Origin of the sequence: Microbacterium sp. 69-7 (assembly GCF_001897985.1) — a bacterium.
Classification (GTDB): domain Bacteria; phylum Actinomycetota; class Actinomycetes; order Actinomycetales; family Microbacteriaceae; genus Microbacterium; species Microbacterium laevaniformans.
On the sequence record NZ_MKRU01000112.1, the window covers coordinates 1 to 18,093 of the forward strand.

15 protein-coding genes and 1 pseudogene are annotated in these 18,093 nt (G+C 72.1%); 7 read left to right on the forward strand and 9 right to left on the reverse strand.

What is annotated here, in order from left to right; genetic code table 11:
• The 3 genes from BGN98_RS13960 to BGN98_RS13970 form a co-directional block, all read right to left on the reverse strand.
• The coding region (locus BGN98_RS13960; RefSeq protein WP_288121720.1) for a DivIVA domain-containing protein at positions 1–447 on the reverse strand (447 nt) is incomplete at its 3' end.
• Between the two features lie 110 nt (positions 448–557).
• Positions 558–1,379, reverse strand: coding sequence for an AlbA family DNA-binding domain-containing protein (locus tag BGN98_RS13965; RefSeq protein ID WP_288121721.1), 822 nt, complete (start codon positions 1,377–1,379; stop codon positions 558–560).
• Between the two features lie 31 nt (positions 1,380–1,410).
• Complete coding sequence (locus BGN98_RS13970) at positions 1,411–2,079, reverse strand: NUDIX hydrolase family protein (protein WP_005050573.1); 669 nt, start codon at positions 2,077–2,079, stop codon at positions 1,411–1,413.
• A gap of 95 nt (positions 2,080–2,174) precedes the next feature.
• Between BGN98_RS13970 and BGN98_RS13975 the strand changes: the two genes are divergently transcribed.
• The 4 genes and pseudogenes from BGN98_RS13975 (at position 2,175) to BGN98_RS13990 (ending at position 9,936) form a co-directional block, all read left to right on the forward strand.
• Entirely contained in the window at positions 2,175–2,825 is a 651-nt protein-coding gene (locus BGN98_RS13975) for an alpha/beta hydrolase (RefSeq protein ID WP_005050575.1), read from the forward strand.
• 274 nt (positions 2,826–3,099) lie between these two features.
• Positions 3,100–4,022, forward strand: a pseudogene (locus tag BGN98_RS13980) (ATP-binding cassette domain-containing protein).
• Between the two features lie 283 nt (positions 4,023–4,305).
• Positions 4,306–9,129, forward strand: a complete 4,824-nt coding sequence (locus BGN98_RS13985; protein WP_288121722.1) for an Lhr family ATP-dependent helicase — start codon at positions 4,306–4,308, stop codon at positions 9,127–9,129.
• Positions 9,130–9,162: 33 nt separating this feature from the next.
• On the forward strand, positions 9,163–9,936 hold the full coding sequence (locus BGN98_RS13990) for a DNA-formamidopyrimidine glycosylase family protein (RefSeq protein WP_288121723.1): 774 nt from the start codon (positions 9,163–9,165) through the stop codon (positions 9,934–9,936).
• Positions 9,937–10,089: 153 nt separating this feature from the next.
• Here the strand turns inward: BGN98_RS13990 and BGN98_RS13995 are convergent, their stop codons facing one another.
• Complete coding sequence (locus tag BGN98_RS13995) at positions 10,090–10,752, reverse strand: YitT family protein (RefSeq protein WP_005050581.1); 663 nt, start codon at positions 10,750–10,752, stop codon at positions 10,090–10,092.
• An 89-nt stretch (positions 10,753–10,841) separates the two neighbouring features.
• On the opposite strand from BGN98_RS13995, the gene BGN98_RS14000 reads away from it, so the two are divergent.
• From BGN98_RS14000 to BGN98_RS14010, 3 genes are read left to right on the forward strand one after another with little or no spacing between them, the layout of a single operon-like run.
• The gene (locus BGN98_RS14000) at positions 10,842–11,249 is read left to right on the forward strand and encodes a UDP-3-O-(3-hydroxymyristoyl)glucosamine N-acyltransferase (protein ID WP_005050582.1); all 408 of its coding nucleotides are present in this window, start codon (positions 10,842–10,844) and stop codon (positions 11,247–11,249) included.
• Between the two features lie 34 nt (positions 11,250–11,283).
• Positions 11,284–12,072, forward strand: coding sequence for a LysR family substrate-binding domain-containing protein (locus tag BGN98_RS14005; RefSeq protein WP_288121724.1), 789 nt, complete (start codon positions 11,284–11,286; stop codon positions 12,070–12,072).
• A gap of 50 nt (positions 12,073–12,122) precedes the next feature.
• Entirely contained in the window at positions 12,123–12,848 is a 726-nt protein-coding gene (locus tag BGN98_RS14010; protein WP_288121725.1) for a glutamine amidotransferase-related protein, read from the forward strand.
• A 24-nt stretch (positions 12,849–12,872) separates the two neighbouring features.
• Here the strand turns inward: BGN98_RS14010 and BGN98_RS14015 are convergent, their stop codons facing one another.
• From BGN98_RS14015 to BGN98_RS14035, 5 genes are all read right to left on the reverse strand, one after another.
• Positions 12,873–13,688, reverse strand: coding sequence for a TspO-related membrane protein (locus BGN98_RS14015; protein ID WP_005050585.1), 816 nt, complete (start codon positions 13,686–13,688; stop codon positions 12,873–12,875).
• Between the two features lie 269 nt (positions 13,689–13,957).
• The gene (gene treZ / locus BGN98_RS14020; protein WP_502687840.1) at positions 13,958–15,751 is read right to left on the reverse strand and encodes a malto-oligosyltrehalose trehalohydrolase; all 1,794 of its coding nucleotides are present in this window, start codon (positions 15,749–15,751) and stop codon (positions 13,958–13,960) included.
• Positions 15,752–15,805: 54 nt separating this feature from the next.
• Entirely contained in the window at positions 15,806–16,006 is a 201-nt protein-coding gene (locus BGN98_RS14025; protein ID WP_036288390.1) for a hypothetical protein, read from the reverse strand.
• Positions 16,007–16,188: 182 nt separating this feature from the next.
• Complete coding sequence (locus BGN98_RS14030; protein WP_288121726.1) at positions 16,189–17,433, reverse strand: amidohydrolase; 1,245 nt, start codon at positions 17,431–17,433, stop codon at positions 16,189–16,191.
• On the reverse strand, positions 17,430–18,077 hold the full coding sequence (locus BGN98_RS14035) for a VOC family protein (RefSeq protein ID WP_288121727.1): 648 nt from the start codon (positions 18,075–18,077) through the stop codon (positions 17,430–17,432). Before BGN98_RS14035 ends, BGN98_RS14030 begins: the two co-directional genes overlap by 4 nt.
• Between the last annotated feature and the right edge of the window lie 16 nt (positions 18,078–18,093).

Here is an 18,093-nt window from a genome sequence, read left to right on the forward strand (position 1 = left end):
CGCGTTCTTGATGATCACGGATGCCTGATCCTCCGCGACCCGCAACACGTCCTCGAACCGCTCGCGCTCACGGGAGGACTCCGCGGCAGAGCTCACGAACTCCGCCGACAGGGTCTGCACCTTGTCCTCCGCATTGTCGGCCCGCGCGGACTGCACCGCGACTTCACCCTCCAGCTGCGCGACGCGCGCCTCCAGTCGCGTGAGCTCATCAGCGCGGTCCTGTGCCTCCTGCTGCGCCGTCTCGAGCCGACGGGCGAGCGCGTCGGCGTCGGCGCGACGGGCATCGCCGTCGGCCGTCAACGCGGCGAGGGCGGCATCCACGGCGGCGCGATCGTAGCCGCGGAAGACGGTCGGGAACGTGGCGGCCTCCCCGTCGGATCGGGAATCCTGCGACCCCGACATGAGGTCATCGAAGGCGGTGTGGTCGGACTCGTAGCGGTCAGTCATGGCAGCACTCCGAAGCGGCGCCTGCCACGGTGGGCACGGCGGCATGTCACCGACTCGGGCGCGCCGGCACGCGAATGATATCGGAGAAACCGATCGTCACCGTGTCGTCGTCAGCGACGCCCGAGCAGCAGATCGGCGAGGTTGGGCCGGAAGTGGCGCGCGACGTAGGTGACGGCTTCGTCGACGCCGAACGCCCGGGTCGAGTTGCCGACCCGCACCCACAGCTCGGTGCCGCCGCCCTGCGCGACGAAGACGGGCTCGGGTGCTCGCGGGCAGCGCACGGCGCAGACCGTGGCGCCGTCGATCTCGGCGAAGCGGATGCGCGGCATGGCGGCCGCGTTCTTTCCGAGGCTCGTCGCCAGCATGTCGCGCAGCCAGAGCTCGAAACGGTCGGCGTCGGGGGTGCGCAGGGTCGCGAAGTCGCGGTCCAGCCCGTGGACGCGACCCGCGTCGTCGACGCCGATGAGCAGTGTTCCGCCGGAGCTGTTGAGAAAGGCGGCGACGGTTTTCGCGACCACCTGCTCCATGCGGGCGTCCTTCTTGTCGTCACGGACGTTCCAGCGCGCGGTCTCCTTGAACTCGACGCGGTCGCTCTCGCCCCTCTCCAGGAGCGCCGCGACGTCGATGGCGCCGTCACGTCGCAGCAGTGCGGCGATGCCCGCGACGAGGAAAGACAGCCCGAGGCTGCTGCCGACCGCAAGCAGCAGCGCCGTCGGCATCCACAGTCTCAGCCCGACGAAGAACCAGCCCGCCAGGAAGAGCCCGAGGCTCACTCCCAGCAGCGACACGATCGTCATGACCGACAGCGGCAGGGACAGCCGAGCGCCGAAGAGGCGACGCAGCACCCACGCGATCATGAAGGACAGCAGCAGCGCGAGCGGCAGCGCGCCGGCGACCTCGACGAGCATCTCACTGCGGGGCACGGTGATCACCTGAAGACGAGGGACAAGGGACGACCGGCGATCAGCGCAGCGCGCCGACGCTGGCCAGAGCCAGCCGGATGAGTGTCGAGCGCCCGCCCTCCATTTCGGCAGCCAGCGCCTCCGACGATGCCTCTTCGGGGGTCATCCAGGTCACCTCCAGAGCATCCTGGCGCGGCTCGCACGTGCCGGTGACCGGGATGACGAACGCCAGCGACACCGCGTGCTGACGATCGTCGTGGAAGGCGCTGACTCCGGGCAGCGGGAAGTACTCGGCCACCGTGAACGGCACCGGCTGCGGCGGAAGCTGCGGGAACGCCATGGGACCCAGGTCGTTCTCGAGGTGCCGGAAGAGGGCATCACGGACCGTCTCGCCGTAGCGGACCCGTCCCGAGACGATCGACCGGGTGATCTCGCCCAGCGGCGTCGCCCGCAGCAGCACGCCCACCTGGGTCACCGCGCCGACGCCGTCGGTGCGCACCGGCACCGCCTCGACGTAGAGGATCGGCAGCCGTCGACGCGCCTCGGCGAGCTCGACGTCACTCAGCCAGCCGGGGTTACCGGCGCTTCCCGGCGTCGGCGAGCCGAACGATCCGTCGCCGAGGGGGTGCCCGGGCCGTCCCCCGCCGCTGCCGAAGCCGCGCAGCGGGTCACGGGGGTTCCCGTCGTCGTCGCGTTCGTTCGGATCGGGGTCGGGGGTGCGAACGGCCATGCCTCCATGTATACCCGTACCGCCGCCGGTGGCGCGCCCGTGCCGTCGGCCGGGCGGCGACGCGAGTGTCGGCGCCTCCTGCGAGGATGGTGGTCATGAGCGCGATCGCGATCGACGACGAGGCCGTCCTCTGGTCGGAAAGCCCCGAGACGCGGGCGGGCAGACCCCTCCTGCTGCTGCTGCACGGGTACGGCTCGGATGAGCGTGATCTTTTCGGGCTCGCTCCCTTCCTCCCGGACGCGTTCGTGCTGGCCGCGGTTCGTGCGCCGCTGGCACCGCCCTTTCCCGCCCCCGGCTGGTCGTGGTATCCCATCGAGGGTCTCGACGGCCGCTCGAGCGGAGCGGTGACGGCCGCCGCCGACGCCCTGATCGCGTGGATCGATCGGGCGACGGATGCCGAGACGATCGGCATCCTCGGCTTCTCTCAGGGCGCCGCGGTCGCTCTGCAGGCTCTGCGCCTGCAGCCCGATCGTTTCGCCTTCGTCGTGAACCTCGCCGGCTACGCAGACCCGTCACCCCTTCCGGGCGACGAGGTGCTCGCCGAACGTCGCCCCCCGGTCTTCTGGGGCCGCGGCGCGCGCGACGAGGTGATTCCCCCCGCTGCGGTCGCCCACACGGTGCAGTGGCTGCCCGCGCACGCGGAGCTGAGCGGCCGGGTCTACGCCGGGCTCACCCACAGCGTGTCGCAGGAGGAGCTCGACGACGTCCACGTCTTCCTCGACAAGCAGCTCGCCGCCGCGGGCTGACCCGGCTGTGGCCTTCCGCGTAGGGGTGGGTTAGGCTGTCGGCGTTCTTGTCCCGACCGTGAGGAAGACCGTTGAAGGGTTTCGACGCCGCGCTGTGATCCCGCGCTGAGCCGTCGACCCTCCGTCCCTCCTCGGACACCGGGTTCTCCGACGCGTCGGCGCATCTTTATCCGCGCCGGCCGTCGATCCCTCCCGTCGTCCGGGAATGGTGTCGTGCGCGCCTGCGCTCCGACACTGATCTCGTCAGTGTCATCGACACCGACAGGAGGCATCCATGCCCCACGCTTCTCCCGCGGTCGTGCTCGACCGCGTCACCTTCACCTGGCCCGACGGCACCGTCGCTCTCGACGACGTCTCCGGGGCCTTCGCCGATGTGCGCACCGGACTCATCGGACGCAACGGCGCCGGCAAGTCCACGCTGCTCGGCCTCATCGCGGGAGCCCTGATCCCGGCATCCGGCACGGTCGTGCGCAGCGGCACCGTCGATGTGATGCCCCAGCGGCTCACCGCCGACACCCGCGTCGCGGCACTCCTGGGCGTCGATGCGGCGCTGGATGCCGTGCGGGCCATCGCGTCCGGCGACGTCGATCAGCGCCACTTCGACGCGGTCGGCGACGACTGGGACATCGAGGCACGCGCCACGGCTGCGCTCGCCGAAGCGGGCCTTCCCGAGGACGCTCTCGACCGACGGGTGGGCGCCCTCTCCGGTGGCGAGGCCGTCCTCGCCGCCCTCGTCGGCGTGAGACTGCGCGGAGCCCCGATCGCGCTTCTGGACGAGCCGACCAACAACCTCGACCGTGACGCGCGGGCGCGCGTGCACGATCTGGTGCGCAGCTGGCGCGGCACGCTCATCGTCGTCAGCCACGACACGGCGCTGCTGGAGCTGACCGACTCGCGCGCTTTCTGCTCCGCGCAGACACGGTGCTGCGGCCCGTGGCGGCGCTGTCCGGCGGCGGGCGCTTCCGGCTGGCCCTGGCCTGCCTGGTGATGGCCGACCCACCGCCGCAGCTGCTGGTGCTCGACGAGCCGACGAACAACCTCGACCTCGGCACGGTCGACCAGCTTGTCGCGGCGCTGGCCGCGTTCCGCGGCGCCGTCGTGCTCGTCAGCCACGACGACGGGTTCCTCGAGCGGATCCGCCCCCACCTCGTGCTGGAGCTGCGCGAGGGCGTGCTGACCGAGATGCGGTTCGAGTGAGCGCGGATGCCGCGGGTCGCGGCATCCGCGGGGTCGACCGGCGCGAGCGCCGCGGCACGGGTCGGCTCGTCCGTTCCGTATTCAGTCCGCGCGAACGCGACGGCGGCGCGCGGACCCGGGTTCTCCAGGCGCCGGCGGGGTCCGGGGGCGGAGAGACTGAGGACGGAACAGGGCGAGCGGGGGACGGCGGGGCGCGCGCCGCAGCCGCGGCGTCCGGGTGCGCCCGTGTACGCCCGGCGCGAGCATCCGCCCGCGTGTCGGAGGTCCGCGGGATGATGGAGCGATGGCTGATGTGCTGGAGCGGTTCGGTCCTGCGACCCAGGACTGGTTCCGTGGTGCCTTCGCCCAGCCCACGAGCGCTCAGGCGGGGGCATGGGACGCGATCTCCGCGGGCAAGCACGCCCTCGTCGTCGCGCCCACCGGGTCGGGCAAGACGCTCTCGGCGTTCCTGTGGGCGATCGACCGCGTCTTCCGCGAGAAGGCCCCGGCCGCAGCGGCGGACGATGCCGATGCGCGCAAGAAGAGGGCGGCGAAGAGGAAGAAGGATGCCGCCGGCACGCGCATCCTCTACATCTCTCCGCTCAAGGCGCTCGGCGTCGACGTCGAGCGCAACCTCCGCTCGCCGCTGGTGGGAATCGGGCAGGCCGCGCGACGTCTCGGCATCCCCCTTCCCGAGGTCACCGTCGGCGTGCGCTCGGGAGACACTCCGGCCGCCGATCGCCGCAAGCTCATCGCCGACCCGCCCGACATCCTCATCACGACGCCCGAGTCGCTCTACCTGATGCTCACGTCGCAGGCGGCCGAGACCCTACGCGACGTCCACACGGTGATCGTCGACGAAGTGCACGCGGTCGCGGCGACCAAGCGCGGCGCGCACCTCGCGGTCAGCCTGGAACGGCTCGACGCCCTGCGTCGCGACGACGATCTCGATCGCCCTGCCGCACAGCGCGTCGGGTTGTCGGCGACGGTGCGCCCGATCGACGAGGTCGCGCGCTTTCTCGGCGGCTCCGCGCCGGTCGAGATCGTCGCCCCGCGTGCGACGAAGGCGTTCGATCTGCGCGTCGTCGTGCCGATGGCCGACATGCTCAACCCGCCCCCGCCACCCGAGCGGGCCGACCCCGAGACGAGCGCGGAGACGGATGCCGAGGGCGACGGGGACTGGTTCACTCCGTCACAGCCGTCCGAGATCACCGGATCGGTCTGGCCGCACGTGGAGGAGGCCATCGTCGACCGCGTGCTCGCTCACCGCTCGACGATCGTGTTCGCGAACTCGCGACGTCTCGCCGAGCGTCTCACGGGCCGCCTCAACGAGATCTACGCCGAACGGCTCGGTCTCGACCTTCCCGAGCAGACCGTTCCCGCCGCCACGATGGCCCAGGCAGGAGCGAGTGCCGGCGCCCCACCGGAGCTGGCAAAGGCCCACCACGGCTCGGTCTCGAAGGAGCAGCGTGCCCAGGTCGAAGACGAGCTGAAGCGCGGCATCCTGCGCTGCGTCGTCGCGACGAGCTCGCTGGAGCTCGGCATCGACATGGGCGAGGTCGATCTGGTGATCCAGGTCGAGGCGCCGCCGTCCACCGCCTCGGGCCTCCAGCGCGTCGGACGCGCGGGCCATCAGGTGGGCGAAGTGAGCCGCGCCGCCCTCTTCCCCAAGCATCGCGGCGATGTGCTGCACACCGCCGTCGTGACGGAGCGGATGCTGGCGGGCCAGATCGAGGCGATCAGCGTGCCGCAGAACCCGCTCGACATCCTCGCGCAGCAGACGATCGCCGCGTGCGCGGTGGGGCCGGTCGACGTCGAGGGGTGGTTCGAGACGGTGCGGCGCTCGGCACCGTTTCGCACGCTGCCCCGCTCGGCCTACGAGGCCACGCTCGACCTGCTCGCGGGCAAGTATCCCTCCGACGAGTTCGCCGAGCTGCGTCCCCGCGTCGTCTGGGACCGCGATCACGGCACGCTCACGGCGCGCCCCGGTGCGCAGCGCGTGGCGGTCACGAGCGGCGGCACGATCCCCGATCGTGGCCTGTTCGGCGTCTTCGTCGCCGGCGAGACGCGCAACGCCCGCGTGGGCGAGCTCGATGAGGAGATGGTCTACGAGTCGCGCGTGAACGATGTGTTCACCCTGGGCACCACGAGCTGGCGCATCGTCGAGATCACCCACGATCGCGTCAACGTCCTGCCCGCGTTCGGTCAGCCGGGAAAGCTGCCGTTCTGGCACGGCGACGGGCTCGGCCGCCCCGCCGAGCTGGGCGAGGCCCTCGGCCGGTTCTCGCGCGAGGTGGCGGCGGCGGATGCCGAGAAAGCGACCGCACGCCTGCGCGAATCGGGGCTCGACGACAATGCGATCGGCAACCTGCTGGCCTACCTCGACGAGCAGAAGGAGGCGACCGGCAGTCTTCCGACCGACCGCACCCTCACGGTCGAACGCTCGCGCGACGAGGTCGGCGACTGGCGGATCATCCTGCATTCCCCGTACGGCATGCACGTGCACGCGCCGTGGGCCTTGGCCGTCAACGCGCGCATCCGCGAGCGCCTGGGTGTCGAGGGCTCGGCCGTCGCGAGCGACGACGGCATCATCGCGCGGGTACCGGATGCCGAGAGCGAACCGCCCGGAGCGGAACTGTTCGTCTTCGAACCGGACGAGCTCGAGCAACTCGTCACCGACGAGGTCGGCGGCTCGGCGCTGTTCGCCTCCCGCTTCCGCGAGTGCGCGGCACGCGCCCTGCTGCTGCCCCGCCTCAACCCCAACAAACGCTCGCCGCTGTGGCAGCAGCGTCAGAAGTCGGCCCAGCTGCTGGAGGTGGCGAAGAACCACCCCACGTTCCCGATCATCCTCGAGACGCTCCGCGAAGTGCTCCAGGACGTCTACGACCTCCCGGCGCTGCTGCGCATCGCCCGCTCCATCGGCGACCGCCGCATCCGTCTGGTCGAGACCACCACGAGCACCCCCTCGCCGTTCGCCCGCGACCTGCTGTTCGGCTACGTCGGCGCCTTCATGTACGAGGGTGACTCGCCCCTCGCCGAGCGGCGCGCGGCGGCACTGTCGGTCGACCCCGCCCTGCTGGGCGAGCTGCTCGGCAAGGTCGAGATGCGCGAGCTGCTCGACCCCGCCGTCATCGCGCAGTTCGAGCGCGAGGCCCAGCGGCTCGACCCGTCGCGGCGCGTCCGCGGGCTGGAGGGCGTCGCCGATCTGCTGCGCCTTCTCGGACCGCTCGACGCCGCCGAGGTCGCGGCGCGACTGGCAGAGACGGCCACGCCGACGCAGGATGCGTCTGCCGGCGCCCCGCACACCACCACCGCGACCGCACCAGCACCTCCCCCGTCGGATGCCGAGACCGACGCGGCCGCACACGCGGCGGCATCCGCTTTCCTCGACCAGCTCGTCGCCGCGCGCCGCGCGATCCGCGTGAGTGTCGGCGGCGTGGAGCGAGTCGCGGCCATCGAGGACGCCGGCCGGCTCCGCGACGCTCTGGGAGCCGCGCTGCCCGTCGGCATCCCGCTGGCCTTCCTCGAACCCGTCGTCGACCCGCTCGCCGACCTGATCGCGCGCCACGCGCGCACGCACGGCCCGTTCCGCACGGCCGATGTCGCCCGGCGGCTGGGCATCGGCGCCGCCGTGGCCCGCCAGACGCTGCAACGACTGGAGTCGCAGGGGCGCGTGGCGAGCGGCTTCTTCCTGCCCGAGGGGGCGGCCCCGCGATCGGTTCCCGGCGACGAGGGCGGCGCCCGCACCGGCGTCGACGACTTGGAATGGTGCGACAGCGAGGTGCTGCGACGCCTGCGCCTGCGCTCCCTCGCCGCGATCCGCGGCACCGTCGAACCGGTGGCGCCGGCCTCCTACGCGCGCTTCCTCCCGGCGTGGCAGCACATCGCCGGGGCGGCCGGCGGACGTCCACTCGAAGGCGTCGACGGTGTGCTCGCCGTCATCGAGCAGCTCGCGGGCGTGCCCCTTCCGGCGAGCGCCTGGGAGTCGCTGATCCTGCCCCTGCGGGTGAGCGACTACACACCGGCGATGCTCGACGAGCTCACCTCGACCGGCGACGTCGTCTGGTCGGGCCACGGCTCGCTGCCGGGCCGCGACGGTTGGATCGCCCTCCACCCGGCCGACACCGTGACCCTCACCCTCATCCCGGCCGAAGACCCGGAGGAGCCCTCCGCAGCGGAGCAGCGCATCATCGACGCGCTTCGCGCCGGTGGCGCGTTCTTCGCCGGTCAGCTGGCGGCGATGACGCAGGCGACGAGCGAACAGGCCGTCGTCGACGCGCTCTGGAACCTCGCCTGGACCGGACGGGTGACCAACGACACGTTCGCGCCCGTCCGCGGGCTCCTCGCCGGGGGCTCGCAAGCCCATCGCACGACACGACGCGCGCCCCGCGCCCGGATGTTCCGCGGCACCTCCATCCCGACGACCCTGACGGCCGCGCGCGCCGCCGCACCGCGCGCGCCGATGGCCGGGGGACGCTGGTCGCTGCTGCCCGAGCCGTCCGCCGACGGCGCACTGCGCGCGACGGCCTCGGCGAGCCTTCTCCTGGAGCGCTACGGCGTCGTCACGCGCGGCAGTGTGCAGGCCGAGGGCATCCCGGGCGGGTTCGCGCAGGCGTACCGTGTGCTCGCCGGATTCGAGGATGCCGGGCACTGTCGCCGCGGCTACTTCATCGAGAAGCTCGGGGCCGCACAGTTCGCGGCATCCGCCACCGTCGACCGCCTCCGCGAGTACGCCGCTCTTGCCGACCCGCCCCCGCGTCGCGCCGTGACACTCGCGGCCACCGATCCGGCCAACCCGTACGGCGCCGCGCTCGCCTGGCCGGCGCTCGAGGGCGTCGCGCATCGTCCGGGACGCAAAGCCGGCGGACTGGTCACGCTCGTCGACGGTGAGCTGGTGTTCTACCTCGAACGCGGCGGCCGATCGGCGCTCGTGTTCGACGACGACGACGAGGTGCTGGCCGCCGCGGCCGCGAGCCTCGTCACGACGGCGCGCACCCATCGCCTCGACACGCTCACGGTCGAGCAGGTGTCCGGAGCCTTCGTGTACGGCACCGCGGCGGGGCGCGCCCTGCAGGCCGCAGGGTTCGTCGAGTCCAGCCGCGGCCTCACTCTGCGGCGTCAGCGATGAGCCGCCTCACCGCGTGCCCGCCGGGAGCCGGTCGTGCCCGAGGGTGACACCGTCTTCCGCACGGCGCGGCGGCTGCACGAAGCGATCGCCGGCGCCGAGGTCGCACGCTTCGAGCTGCGCGTGCCGCGGTATGCGACGGCCGACCTCACCGGCGAGGTCGTGCACGAGGTCATCCCGCGCGGGAAACACCTCCTCATGCGCATCGGCTCCTTCACGCTGCACTCGCACCTGAAGATGGAGGGGCGCTGGCTGGTGTTCCGCCGCGGCGAGCGGTGGCGCGCCCCGGCGTACCAGGCGCGCGCGATCGTCGGCACCGCGGCGGTGGATGCCGTGGGCTTCGAGATCGCGATGGTCGACCTCGTTCCCACCGCCGACGAAGACGAGCTGGTCGGCCACCTCGGCCCCGACCTGCTCGGCCCGGATTGGGATGCCGAGGAGGCCGCGCGGCGCATCCTCGCCGATGACCGGGCCGTCCACGTCGCGATCCTCGATCAGCGCAACCTCGCGGGCCTGGGCAACGAGTACGCCAACGAGCTGCTGTTCGTCCGCGGCATCCTTCCGACCACGCCCGCCGCCGCCGTCGATGCGGCCGGTCTCGTCGAGACGGCCTCGCGCATGATCCGGGCGAACCGCGACCGCGCGTCGCGCACGTTCACCGGCGACACGCGTCCCGGTCGGCAGAACTGGGTGTACCGCCGCGAGCGCAAGCCGTGTCTGCGCTGCGGCACGCCGATCCGCCGCACCGAGCTCGGCGCCACCGAGACCAGCGAGCGCATCGTGTTCTGGTGCCCGCTCTGCCAGACCTGACCGCACCCTCCCGCCCCGCCACGACGGCGGAGCCGCCGCAACAGATGCGGACCGTCGCAACAGAATCGGATGCAGCGGCATCCTTCGGTCCGCATCCGTTGCCGATCCCCGCATCCGGTGCGGGCCGGGCCGCCGCGCCCGCAGCGCCGCGTCTCAGCGGCCGAGGTAGCGGCCGGGGCGGTGGTTGAGGGCGAGGACGAGGTTGAGGAGGATCGCGCCGACGGCGCTCATCACCACGTTCGGCCAGGGCACCACCAGCAGCGCCAGCGCGACGATCAGCACATCGAAGATCATCATCGTCCAGCCCGCGCGGAAGCCGGTGCGGTCCTGGATCTCGAGGCCGACGATGTTGATGCCGCCGACACTGCCGCGGTGCCGGAAGAGGATGAGCACCCCGACACCGGCGAGCAGGTTCCCCGCGAGAGTGCCGTACAGCGGCTCGAGACCGCTGATCGGGAAGAGCGCGTCGTGCAGCGGGGCGAGCCCGGAGACCAGCGCGATGCACACGATCGTGCGGATCGTGAAGTCCCACCCGCGCCGCCATACGGCCAGCAGCGCGAACGGCACGTTGACGGCGGCGAACAGCACCCAGAACGGCCATCCGGTGGCGTACCCCAGCAGCAGCGAGAGCCCGGCGGTGCCGCCGGTGACCGCGCCCGCCGCATGCAGCAGGTGCAGGCCCACGGACACGAGGAACGTTCCTGTGAGGATGCCGAGAATGTCCTCCGCAACCGAGTGATCTTGGGTCTTGGCTTCGAAGACAAGAGTGGGACCGGTCGTCGGGTCGGCCTCCGCAGGTGTGGTCACAGCATCCATCTTCGCAAGCCACACGCGACCCGGCGTCACGGGACCGGCCGTGGGAATGATCCGGCGGTCACCACCGTTGCGGATACCAGGAGGGATTCGTGGGTAAGAACTACATCGACATCGAAGACGAGCGCGGGCAGACGCTGCGTTATCGCAAGCACGTCAACGGCCGCGGTCTGATCGCCAACGGCGCGAAGGTGCACGCCTCGGCCCTGGTCGAAGCGGGCGCGTATGTCGAACCGGGCGCGCAGATCGCTGCGGGCGCTCACATCGGCCGCGGCGCATGGATCGAACCGGATGCCGTCATCGGCCCGGACGTCGAGATCGCCCCGCACGCGCACATCGGATCGGGCGCTGCCATCGGCCCTCGCGCCAAGATCGGCGTTCGTACCGTGGTCGGCGCTCACGCACGCGTGGCGGGCGGATCGCTCATCGGCGACGACGAGCAGATCGCCGACGGCGAGCGCGTCGCGACCGACCGTCGGGGCCTTCGCCTCGCCGCCTGAGCCGCGGCGCCGGCGGCGGGATACGCTGGCCTGCATGGCCGGACGCGGAGCAGGAGGAGCAGGCGGGCGTGGCGGCAAGCCCGCACGCCCCTCGGCATCCTCTCGCCGTGCTCCTCAGAAGAGCGGGACGAAGAAGGGCGCTGCCCGCACGGGTGCGGCGCCCAAGCGCGCGAGCCCGAAGCCGGAAACATCGACGGTGGCCGACGCTGCGCGCGGCCCGTTCCGCCTCGGCGCTGTCGAGGGCGCCACTCCCGGCAAGTGGATCGGCACCTGGCGTGAGCGGATGCCGCACGTGGCCCTCGAGCTCGTGCCGCTGACCGTCGCCGACCAACGGCAGGCGCTGGCGACGGCATCCGTCGACGCGGCACTCGTGCGACTGCCGCTAGACCGCACCGACCTGCACCTGATCCCTCTCTACGACGAGGTGCCCGTCGTCGTCTGCGCGGCCGACTCCCATCTCACGGCCGCCGACGAGCTGACCCTCGCCGACCTGGTCGGAGAGGTGATCATCGCGCCGCAGCATCCTCCCCTGGAGCTCGAGGTGGCGGGCGGCGAGATGCCCCGCTTCGCCCCGCCGGAATCCGTCGCCGACGCGATCGCGATCGCGGCGTCGGGTGTCGGGGTCGTGATCGTCCCGATGTCGTTGGCGCACCTGCACCACCGGAAGGATGCCGCGCATCGCCCGCTCGCCGACGGGCCCACCTCGAGCATCGCCCTGGCGTGGCCGGCGGCCCCGGCGACGGCATCCGACGCCGCGTCCGGTGCGTTCGTGGAGACCTTCATCGGCATCGTGCGGGGGCGAACCGCCAACTCGTCGCGGTGAGCGGCGTCACACACCTGCCCCGTCGGAGCATGCCCGCCTAGACTCTCGACATGTCTCCGCTCGTCTACGTGTGCGCCCGCCCGCAGCAGGGTGCGGCAGCGGCCGAGTACGAATCATTCCGTCAGGCGATGCGCCTGGACGAGAACGAGTTGGAACGCTGGGATCTCGTGCGCGACCCGTGGCCCGCCGACGCGGCCCGACGCTGGCGCGGTGCCGTCGTGGGCGGCAGTCCCTTCAACGTGACCGATCCCGAGTCGGCCAAGACCGACGCGCAGCGGCGCCTGGAGGGCGATCTCGCCCAGCTGGCGCACGCCGCGGCATCCGGCGAGACCGCCGCACTGTTCACGTGCTACGGCATCGGCGTCGCGACGCGCGCGCTGGGCGGCGAGGTGACCCGCGCGTACCCCGAAGACACGGGACCCACGAAGATCACCCTGACGGCGCAGGCCCAGCAGGATCGCCTCTTCGGGGGTCTCGCGTCGACGTTCGCGGCACTGACGGCGCACAAGGAAGGCATCGGGCGCCTCCCCGAGGGGGCCGTCCTGCTCGCGACCAACGACGCCTGCCCCGTGCAGGCCTATCGCCTCGGCGACACGCTCTACGCGACCCAGTTCCACCCCGAGCCCACCGGCCGGGCATTCACGAAACGCATGGCCGTGTACCGCGACGACGGCTACTTCGCGGCCCCCGACTACGACCGCATCGCCGCCCGCGTGCTCGCCGCGTCTCTCACCGAGCCGATGCGGATCCTCCGCGCCTTCTCGCAGACCTTCTGAGCGGGCGGGTCCGCGCGGCGTCGTTCAGTCGCCGATCGACCCGGCCACCACCCGACGCCGCAGCGTTGCGACCACGGCGGAGATCAGGATGACCGCCGCGACGACGAAGGCGGCCGTGGCGACGGCGGGCGCGTGCGGTTCACCGCTGGTGCGCGCGACACCGATCCACACGAGTCCCCACGACATCGCGAGAGCGGGAGCGATGCGCCCGCCGGTGCCGAACGCGATCGCGATGCCCACGAGTGCGACCACCACGAGCACGATGACCCCCCAGAGCTGCTGACGGTCGGCATCCATCGGCGAGACGACCTCGGCCGACAGCCACGCCGTGATGTTCGCGACGGTGGCCAGGCTCACCCACCCGAGATGGATGCCGACGGTCGCGTCCATGAACAGGCGATCGCCCCACGTTTCGGCCGGCGTCTGGACGAGGACACGCAACGTGGCGCCGAGCGCCGCCAGCAGCACGACGATCGCAAGGACCGTCAGCGCCAGCGTGAGGAACTGGGCCGTCAAGAGCCAGGCGCCGTTCAGCACGGCGGTGACAGCGATCCACCAGCCGGCACGGCGCTGACGCTCCCGCGCGCGCTGCCCAGGCAGCGCCTGCCAGATCGTGTATGCGATCATCAGCACGTAGACGAGCGACCAGATCGAGAAGGCCGGTGTCGCCGGCGCGAGCACGGTGGCATCGGCATCCAACGCCCCGCCCTGTAGGTCGCGCACATTGGTGCCGCCGAACAGGCCCGTCCCCACCATCGCGGCGATGATCATGAAGACCACCGTGGAGATGACCACGATCTGGCGGACGAGATCGGTACCGGTCGGGCGGGAGTCATCCATGCGACCCACGGCATGAACGGATGCCGCCGCGCACCAGGCCCTTGACACGCGCCCCACCGGCGCGCGCCCGGGTGCCCGGGGTGTTCTGGCGCCCACTGAATCGGTGGCGCGACCAGCGGCCTCACCCCCGCGAACACCGCAGAACGCGCCACACTTTCCGCACCCGCCGAAAACAGGTGGCGCGACCAGCGGCCTCGCCCCCGCGCATGCCGCAGAACGCGACACCGATTCAGCTCGCCGGCGCGCCGCCCACGCACCCGAGCGGGCGCTCAGTCCGCGGGCGTGTACACGGCGTGACCGCGGGTCGGTACCAGGCCGTCGCCGCCACGCGCACCGACGACAGCGGCGGAGTCGGCCGAGAGCACGAGGGGCCCGGCATCCACGAGATGCTCGTGCGCCGTCGTCGTCGCGAGCCACACCTCACGATCCGTGAGATCGACGGTCCACGGCTCGGGCGAGAGATTGACGTATACCGAGGCCGTGTCGCGGTGGAGGGCCCATCGCCCGGCGCCGACGCTCTCGGCCGCGTGCCCTCGCTGGTCGGGGTCGGTCAGCTCGGCATGATCCCGCCGCAGTCGCGCCAGCGCGCGGTACAGCGACAGCAGGCGCGCGTGCGCCGACTGGTCGAGTTCGGACCAGTCCAGCTTCGACCGCTCGAACGTCGCCGGGTCGTTGGGGTCGGGCACGAGCGACTCGTCCCACCCCATTCGCGCGAACTCGGCCTTGCGTCCCTCGCGGGTCGCGGCGGCGAGCTCGGGTTCGGGGTGCGAGGTGAAGAACTGCCAGGGCGTGCAGGCCCCCCACTCCTCCCCCATGAACAGCATCGGAGTGCCGGGCGCCGTCATCGTGAGCACCGCCGCGACCTCCAGGCGTGCCGGCGTCAGCGACTGGCTGAGCCGGTCACCGGCCGCGCGGTTGCCGATCTGGTCGTGGTCCTGCGCGAACGTGACGAGGCGCCACGAGGGTACCGCCGCAGGAAGGGGCGCGCCCCAGTCGCGACCCCGGAAGGACGAGAACGTGCCGTCGTGGTAGAAGCCGCCCGTCCAGGTCTTGGGCAGTGCCTGCGGATCGGCGAAGTCGGCGTAGTACCCCTCGGTCTCCCCGGTGAGGGCGACGTGCACGGCGTGGTGCCAGTCGTCCACCCACTGCGCGGTCAGCCCGTACCCGCCGGCCTCGCGCGGCAGGATCATGATCGGATCGTTCAGATCGCTCTCCGCGATGAGGCTCAGCGGACGGCCGACGTGCGCCGACAGCGCGTCGACCCGCTCGGCGATCTCCTGCAGGATGTGCACCGGGCTCGATGCGGACTCGTGCAGCGCGTGCACGGCGTCGAGCCGCAGGCCGTCGACGTGCATCTCACCGAGCCACATCAGCGCATTGTCGATGATGTAGTCGCGCACCGCCCGCTGGTCGAGGTCGATGCTCGATCCCCACGTGGTGCTCTGCCCGTCGCGCAGGTACGGCCCGAACTCGGGCAGGTAGTTCCCGGAGGGGCCGAGGTGGTTGTAGACGACGTCCTGCACGACCGCCAGTCCCGCTCCGTGAGCCGCGTCGACGAAGCGTCGGTAGGCCTCCGGGCCGCCGTAGTCCTCCTGCACGGTGTACCAGAGCACGCCGTCGTAGCCCCAGTTGTGGGTGCCGTTGAAGCCGTTGACCGGCAGCAGCTCGACGTGTGTGACACCCAGCTCGACCAGGTGGGGCAGGCGGCCGATCGCGGCATCCAATGTGCCCTCGCGGGTGAACGTGCCGACGTGCAGCTCGTAGATCAACCCCCCGGCGAGTTGCCGTCCGGTCCAGGCGGCATCGCTCCATACGAAGGATGCCGCGTCGTCCCACGCCGACAGATCGTGCACCCCCCGCGGCTGGCGGCGCGAGCGCGGGTCGGGGCGCACGTCGGAGTCGTCGAGCACGAATCCGTACTCTTCGCCCGGGTTGGGCGTCGCGAGAGTCGTCCACCAGCCGGCATCCCGCGGCGTCATCTCGATGTCCGCAGCGCCGTCCGGGAGACCGGCCAGACGCAGTCGCACCCGCGCCGCACGCGGCGCCCACACCTCGATCGTCATGCGACCATCCTGCCCGTCACGGACGGGTGCCCCGCACCCCTTGACGCGGACGGCCTACGACGTGCCGTCGGAGTTGCCCTCGTCGTGTTCGTCGGGTGTCGGGCGGCGTCCGAGGAAGAAGAAGACGACGGCGAGCACGCCGAACGGCAGCGCGACCGCCCAGTTGTGCATCGTCAGCCCCATCGAGACGGCGATCGCGAAGAAGGCGATGGCGACCCCGAGATAGCTCTGCTGCTGCCCGCTCGACTCGGCCATGACTCGACGCTAGCGAAGACCTCCTGCCGCGGCATCCCCCGTGCGACGGAATCGACGCGCTCGCATCCTGCCGCGAACTCCGCATAATGTGACGTACTCCGCACCGGATGCCGCGTCTGCGTGCGGAGTTCGTCAGGATCTGCGGAGTTCGTGGTGGCGGTCTCCGCGGGCGGTGACGCGCGTCAGTCCTCCCAGCGCGAGGGACCGCCGGATGCCGCGAACTCCGCGGCCGCCGCGGCGCGCAACTGTGGGTCGGTCGTGTAGGCGACCGCCGTGGCGGCGAGGGCCGCCGCGGCATCCACCAGGGCGTCGACGGCCGCGGGGAGCACGGTGAGCTCGGCGAAGGCCGCGTTGTGCGGGAACACGTCGTCGGGTCCGCCGAGTCCGAGCGACGGGTGGATCGACGGGACGAGCCGGCTGACGTTTCCCATGTCGGTCGACGGCCCGCCCTGCGGCGGGGTGGCCGGTGCGGGGATCTCGTGTCCGCGGGCGGCGAAGGCCTCGGTCCACCGCGCGGTCAGCGCCGTGTTCGTCTGCAGCGGCAGGTACGGCGGAACCGGGTCGACGTCGATCTCGGCGCGGGTCCCCGTGGCGAGCGCGGCTCCCTCGAGAACGGCGACGACGCGATCGGTGAGCTCACGCAGCTGCCCGACCTCGGCGGATCGCACGTAGAAAAGAGCCGACGCCCGCTCGGGGACGATGTTCGGCGCGGCGCCTCCGTCGGTGATGATGCCGTGCAGGCGGTCGCTCGGCAGGATGTGCTGACGCAGCTGGGCCACGCTCTGGTAGGCGGTGACGACCGCGTCGAGCGCGTTGCGTCCGAGCCACGGCGCTCCCGCCGCGTGCGCCGCACGCCCGTGGAACGTCACCGCGACGCGGCGCACACCCGTCGTGCGCTGTCCGAGCACGGAGCTCGTGCCCGATCCGCTCGAGGGGTGCACCATGCCGGCGGCATCCACATCGTCGAAACCGCCGGCGCGGATGATGAGCTCCTTGCCGCCCCCGTTCTCCTCCGCGGGGGTGCCGATCAGCGACAGCCGTCCACCGAGGCCGGCGACCAGCGGCGCGGCCGCGAGGAACGCCCCCACCGCGACCGCCGCGATGACGTTGTGCCCGCAGGCGTGACCGATGCCCGGCAGGGCGTCGTACTCCGCGATGATCGCGAAGTGCGGGCCGGATGCCGCGGCATCCGCGCCCGCCGTCGCCCGCAGGGCGGTGTCGAGGCCGAACGCGCCCACCTCGGCATCCACACCGTGCGCGGCGAGCAGTGCCGCGATGCGCGCGACGGACGCATGCTCCTCGAACCCGATCTCGGGCTGGTCGTACAGCTCGCGCGCGAGCCGCGCGAGCTCGGGACGCAGGCGCTCGACGGCGGCCGCGATCTCCGCGTCAACCGCGGCCGGCGACGACGCCGCCTCGACGCTCACAGCTCGACGAGCTCACCGTCGGCGCGGCGGAGCGTCAGACGGAACCCCGACGCCTCGCCCGCCACGACCTCCGCGACGCCGTCGCCGAGACCGTAGGCCGCGAGGATCTGCTGCAGCGCCGCCGGGTCGGGCTCGGTGCGCACGAGCGAGACGAGCTCGATCGTGGGGATGTCGCTGAGCCCCGGCTGCGCCGTGGTGGCCCAGTCGATGAGGAACGGAACGTCGAGGCGACGGTTCTCGCCACGGGTGAGGCGCCATTCCAGGAGGGTTCCGTCCGGCGTGCGCCGCGAGAGGTCGCTGACGTCACCCGGGTCGTAGCCGCCCGCGCGCGCCGTGGCGACGGTGGCCTCGATGTCGGCCGGGTGCACGGCGTAGGCCTGCACGCGGGGCGCGTCGAGGGTGGCGATGCCGAAGGTCTCCGGCAGTTCCGGCTCGGGGCGGTCGGGGTTGGGGCCGATCAGCTCGATGTACTGCGGGCCGCGGCGGCCGTCGACGGTGAGGGCGACGAGCGCGTTGGCGGTGCCGGTAGGGTGGGCGCCGCCGGGTGCGGCGACGACGCCGGTGCGCTCGGCGAACCAGTCGACCAAGGCGGCCAGGTCGGGGCCGGCGATGACGACGTGGTCCAGAAGGGTGGGGATGCTCATGATGTCCTCGGTATGG

What these genes read in the sequence shown, in the direction of transcription:
- BGN98_RS13970 (WP_005050573.1), bottom strand. Translation starts at nt 2,079, where the DNA reads ATGGCCGTTCGCACCCCCGACCCCGATCCGAACGAACGCGACGACGAC.
- BGN98_RS14025 (WP_036288390.1), bottom strand. Translation starts at nt 16,006, where the DNA reads ATGGCCGAGTCGAGCGGGCAGCAGCAGAGCTATCTCGGGGTCGCCATC.
- BGN98_RS14005 (WP_288121724.1), top strand. Translation starts at nt 11,284, where the DNA reads ATGGCCGGACGCGGAGCAGGAGGAGCAGGCGGGCGTGGCGGCAAGCCC.
- BGN98_RS13975 (WP_005050575.1), top strand. Translation starts at nt 2,175, where the DNA reads ATGAGCGCGATCGCGATCGACGACGAGGCCGTCCTCTGGTCGGAAAGC.
- BGN98_RS14035 (WP_288121727.1), bottom strand. Translation starts at nt 18,077, where the DNA reads ATGAGCATCCCCACCCTTCTGGACCACGTCGTCATCGCCGGCCCCGAC.
- BGN98_RS14015 (WP_005050585.1), bottom strand. Translation starts at nt 13,688, where the DNA reads ATGGATGACTCCCGCCCGACCGGTACCGATCTCGTCCGCCAGATCGTG.
- treZ (WP_502687840.1), bottom strand. Translation starts at nt 15,751, where the DNA reads ATGACGATCGAGGTGTGGGCGCCGCGTGCGGCGCGGGTGCGACTGCGT.
- BGN98_RS13995 (WP_005050581.1), bottom strand. Translation starts at nt 10,752, where the DNA reads ATGGATGCTGTGACCACACCTGCGGAGGCCGACCCGACGACCGGTCCC.
- BGN98_RS13985 (WP_288121722.1), top strand. Translation starts at nt 4,306, where the DNA reads ATGGCTGATGTGCTGGAGCGGTTCGGTCCTGCGACCCAGGACTGGTTC.
- BGN98_RS14010 (WP_288121725.1), top strand. Translation starts at nt 12,123, where the DNA reads ATGTCTCCGCTCGTCTACGTGTGCGCCCGCCCGCAGCAGGGTGCGGCA.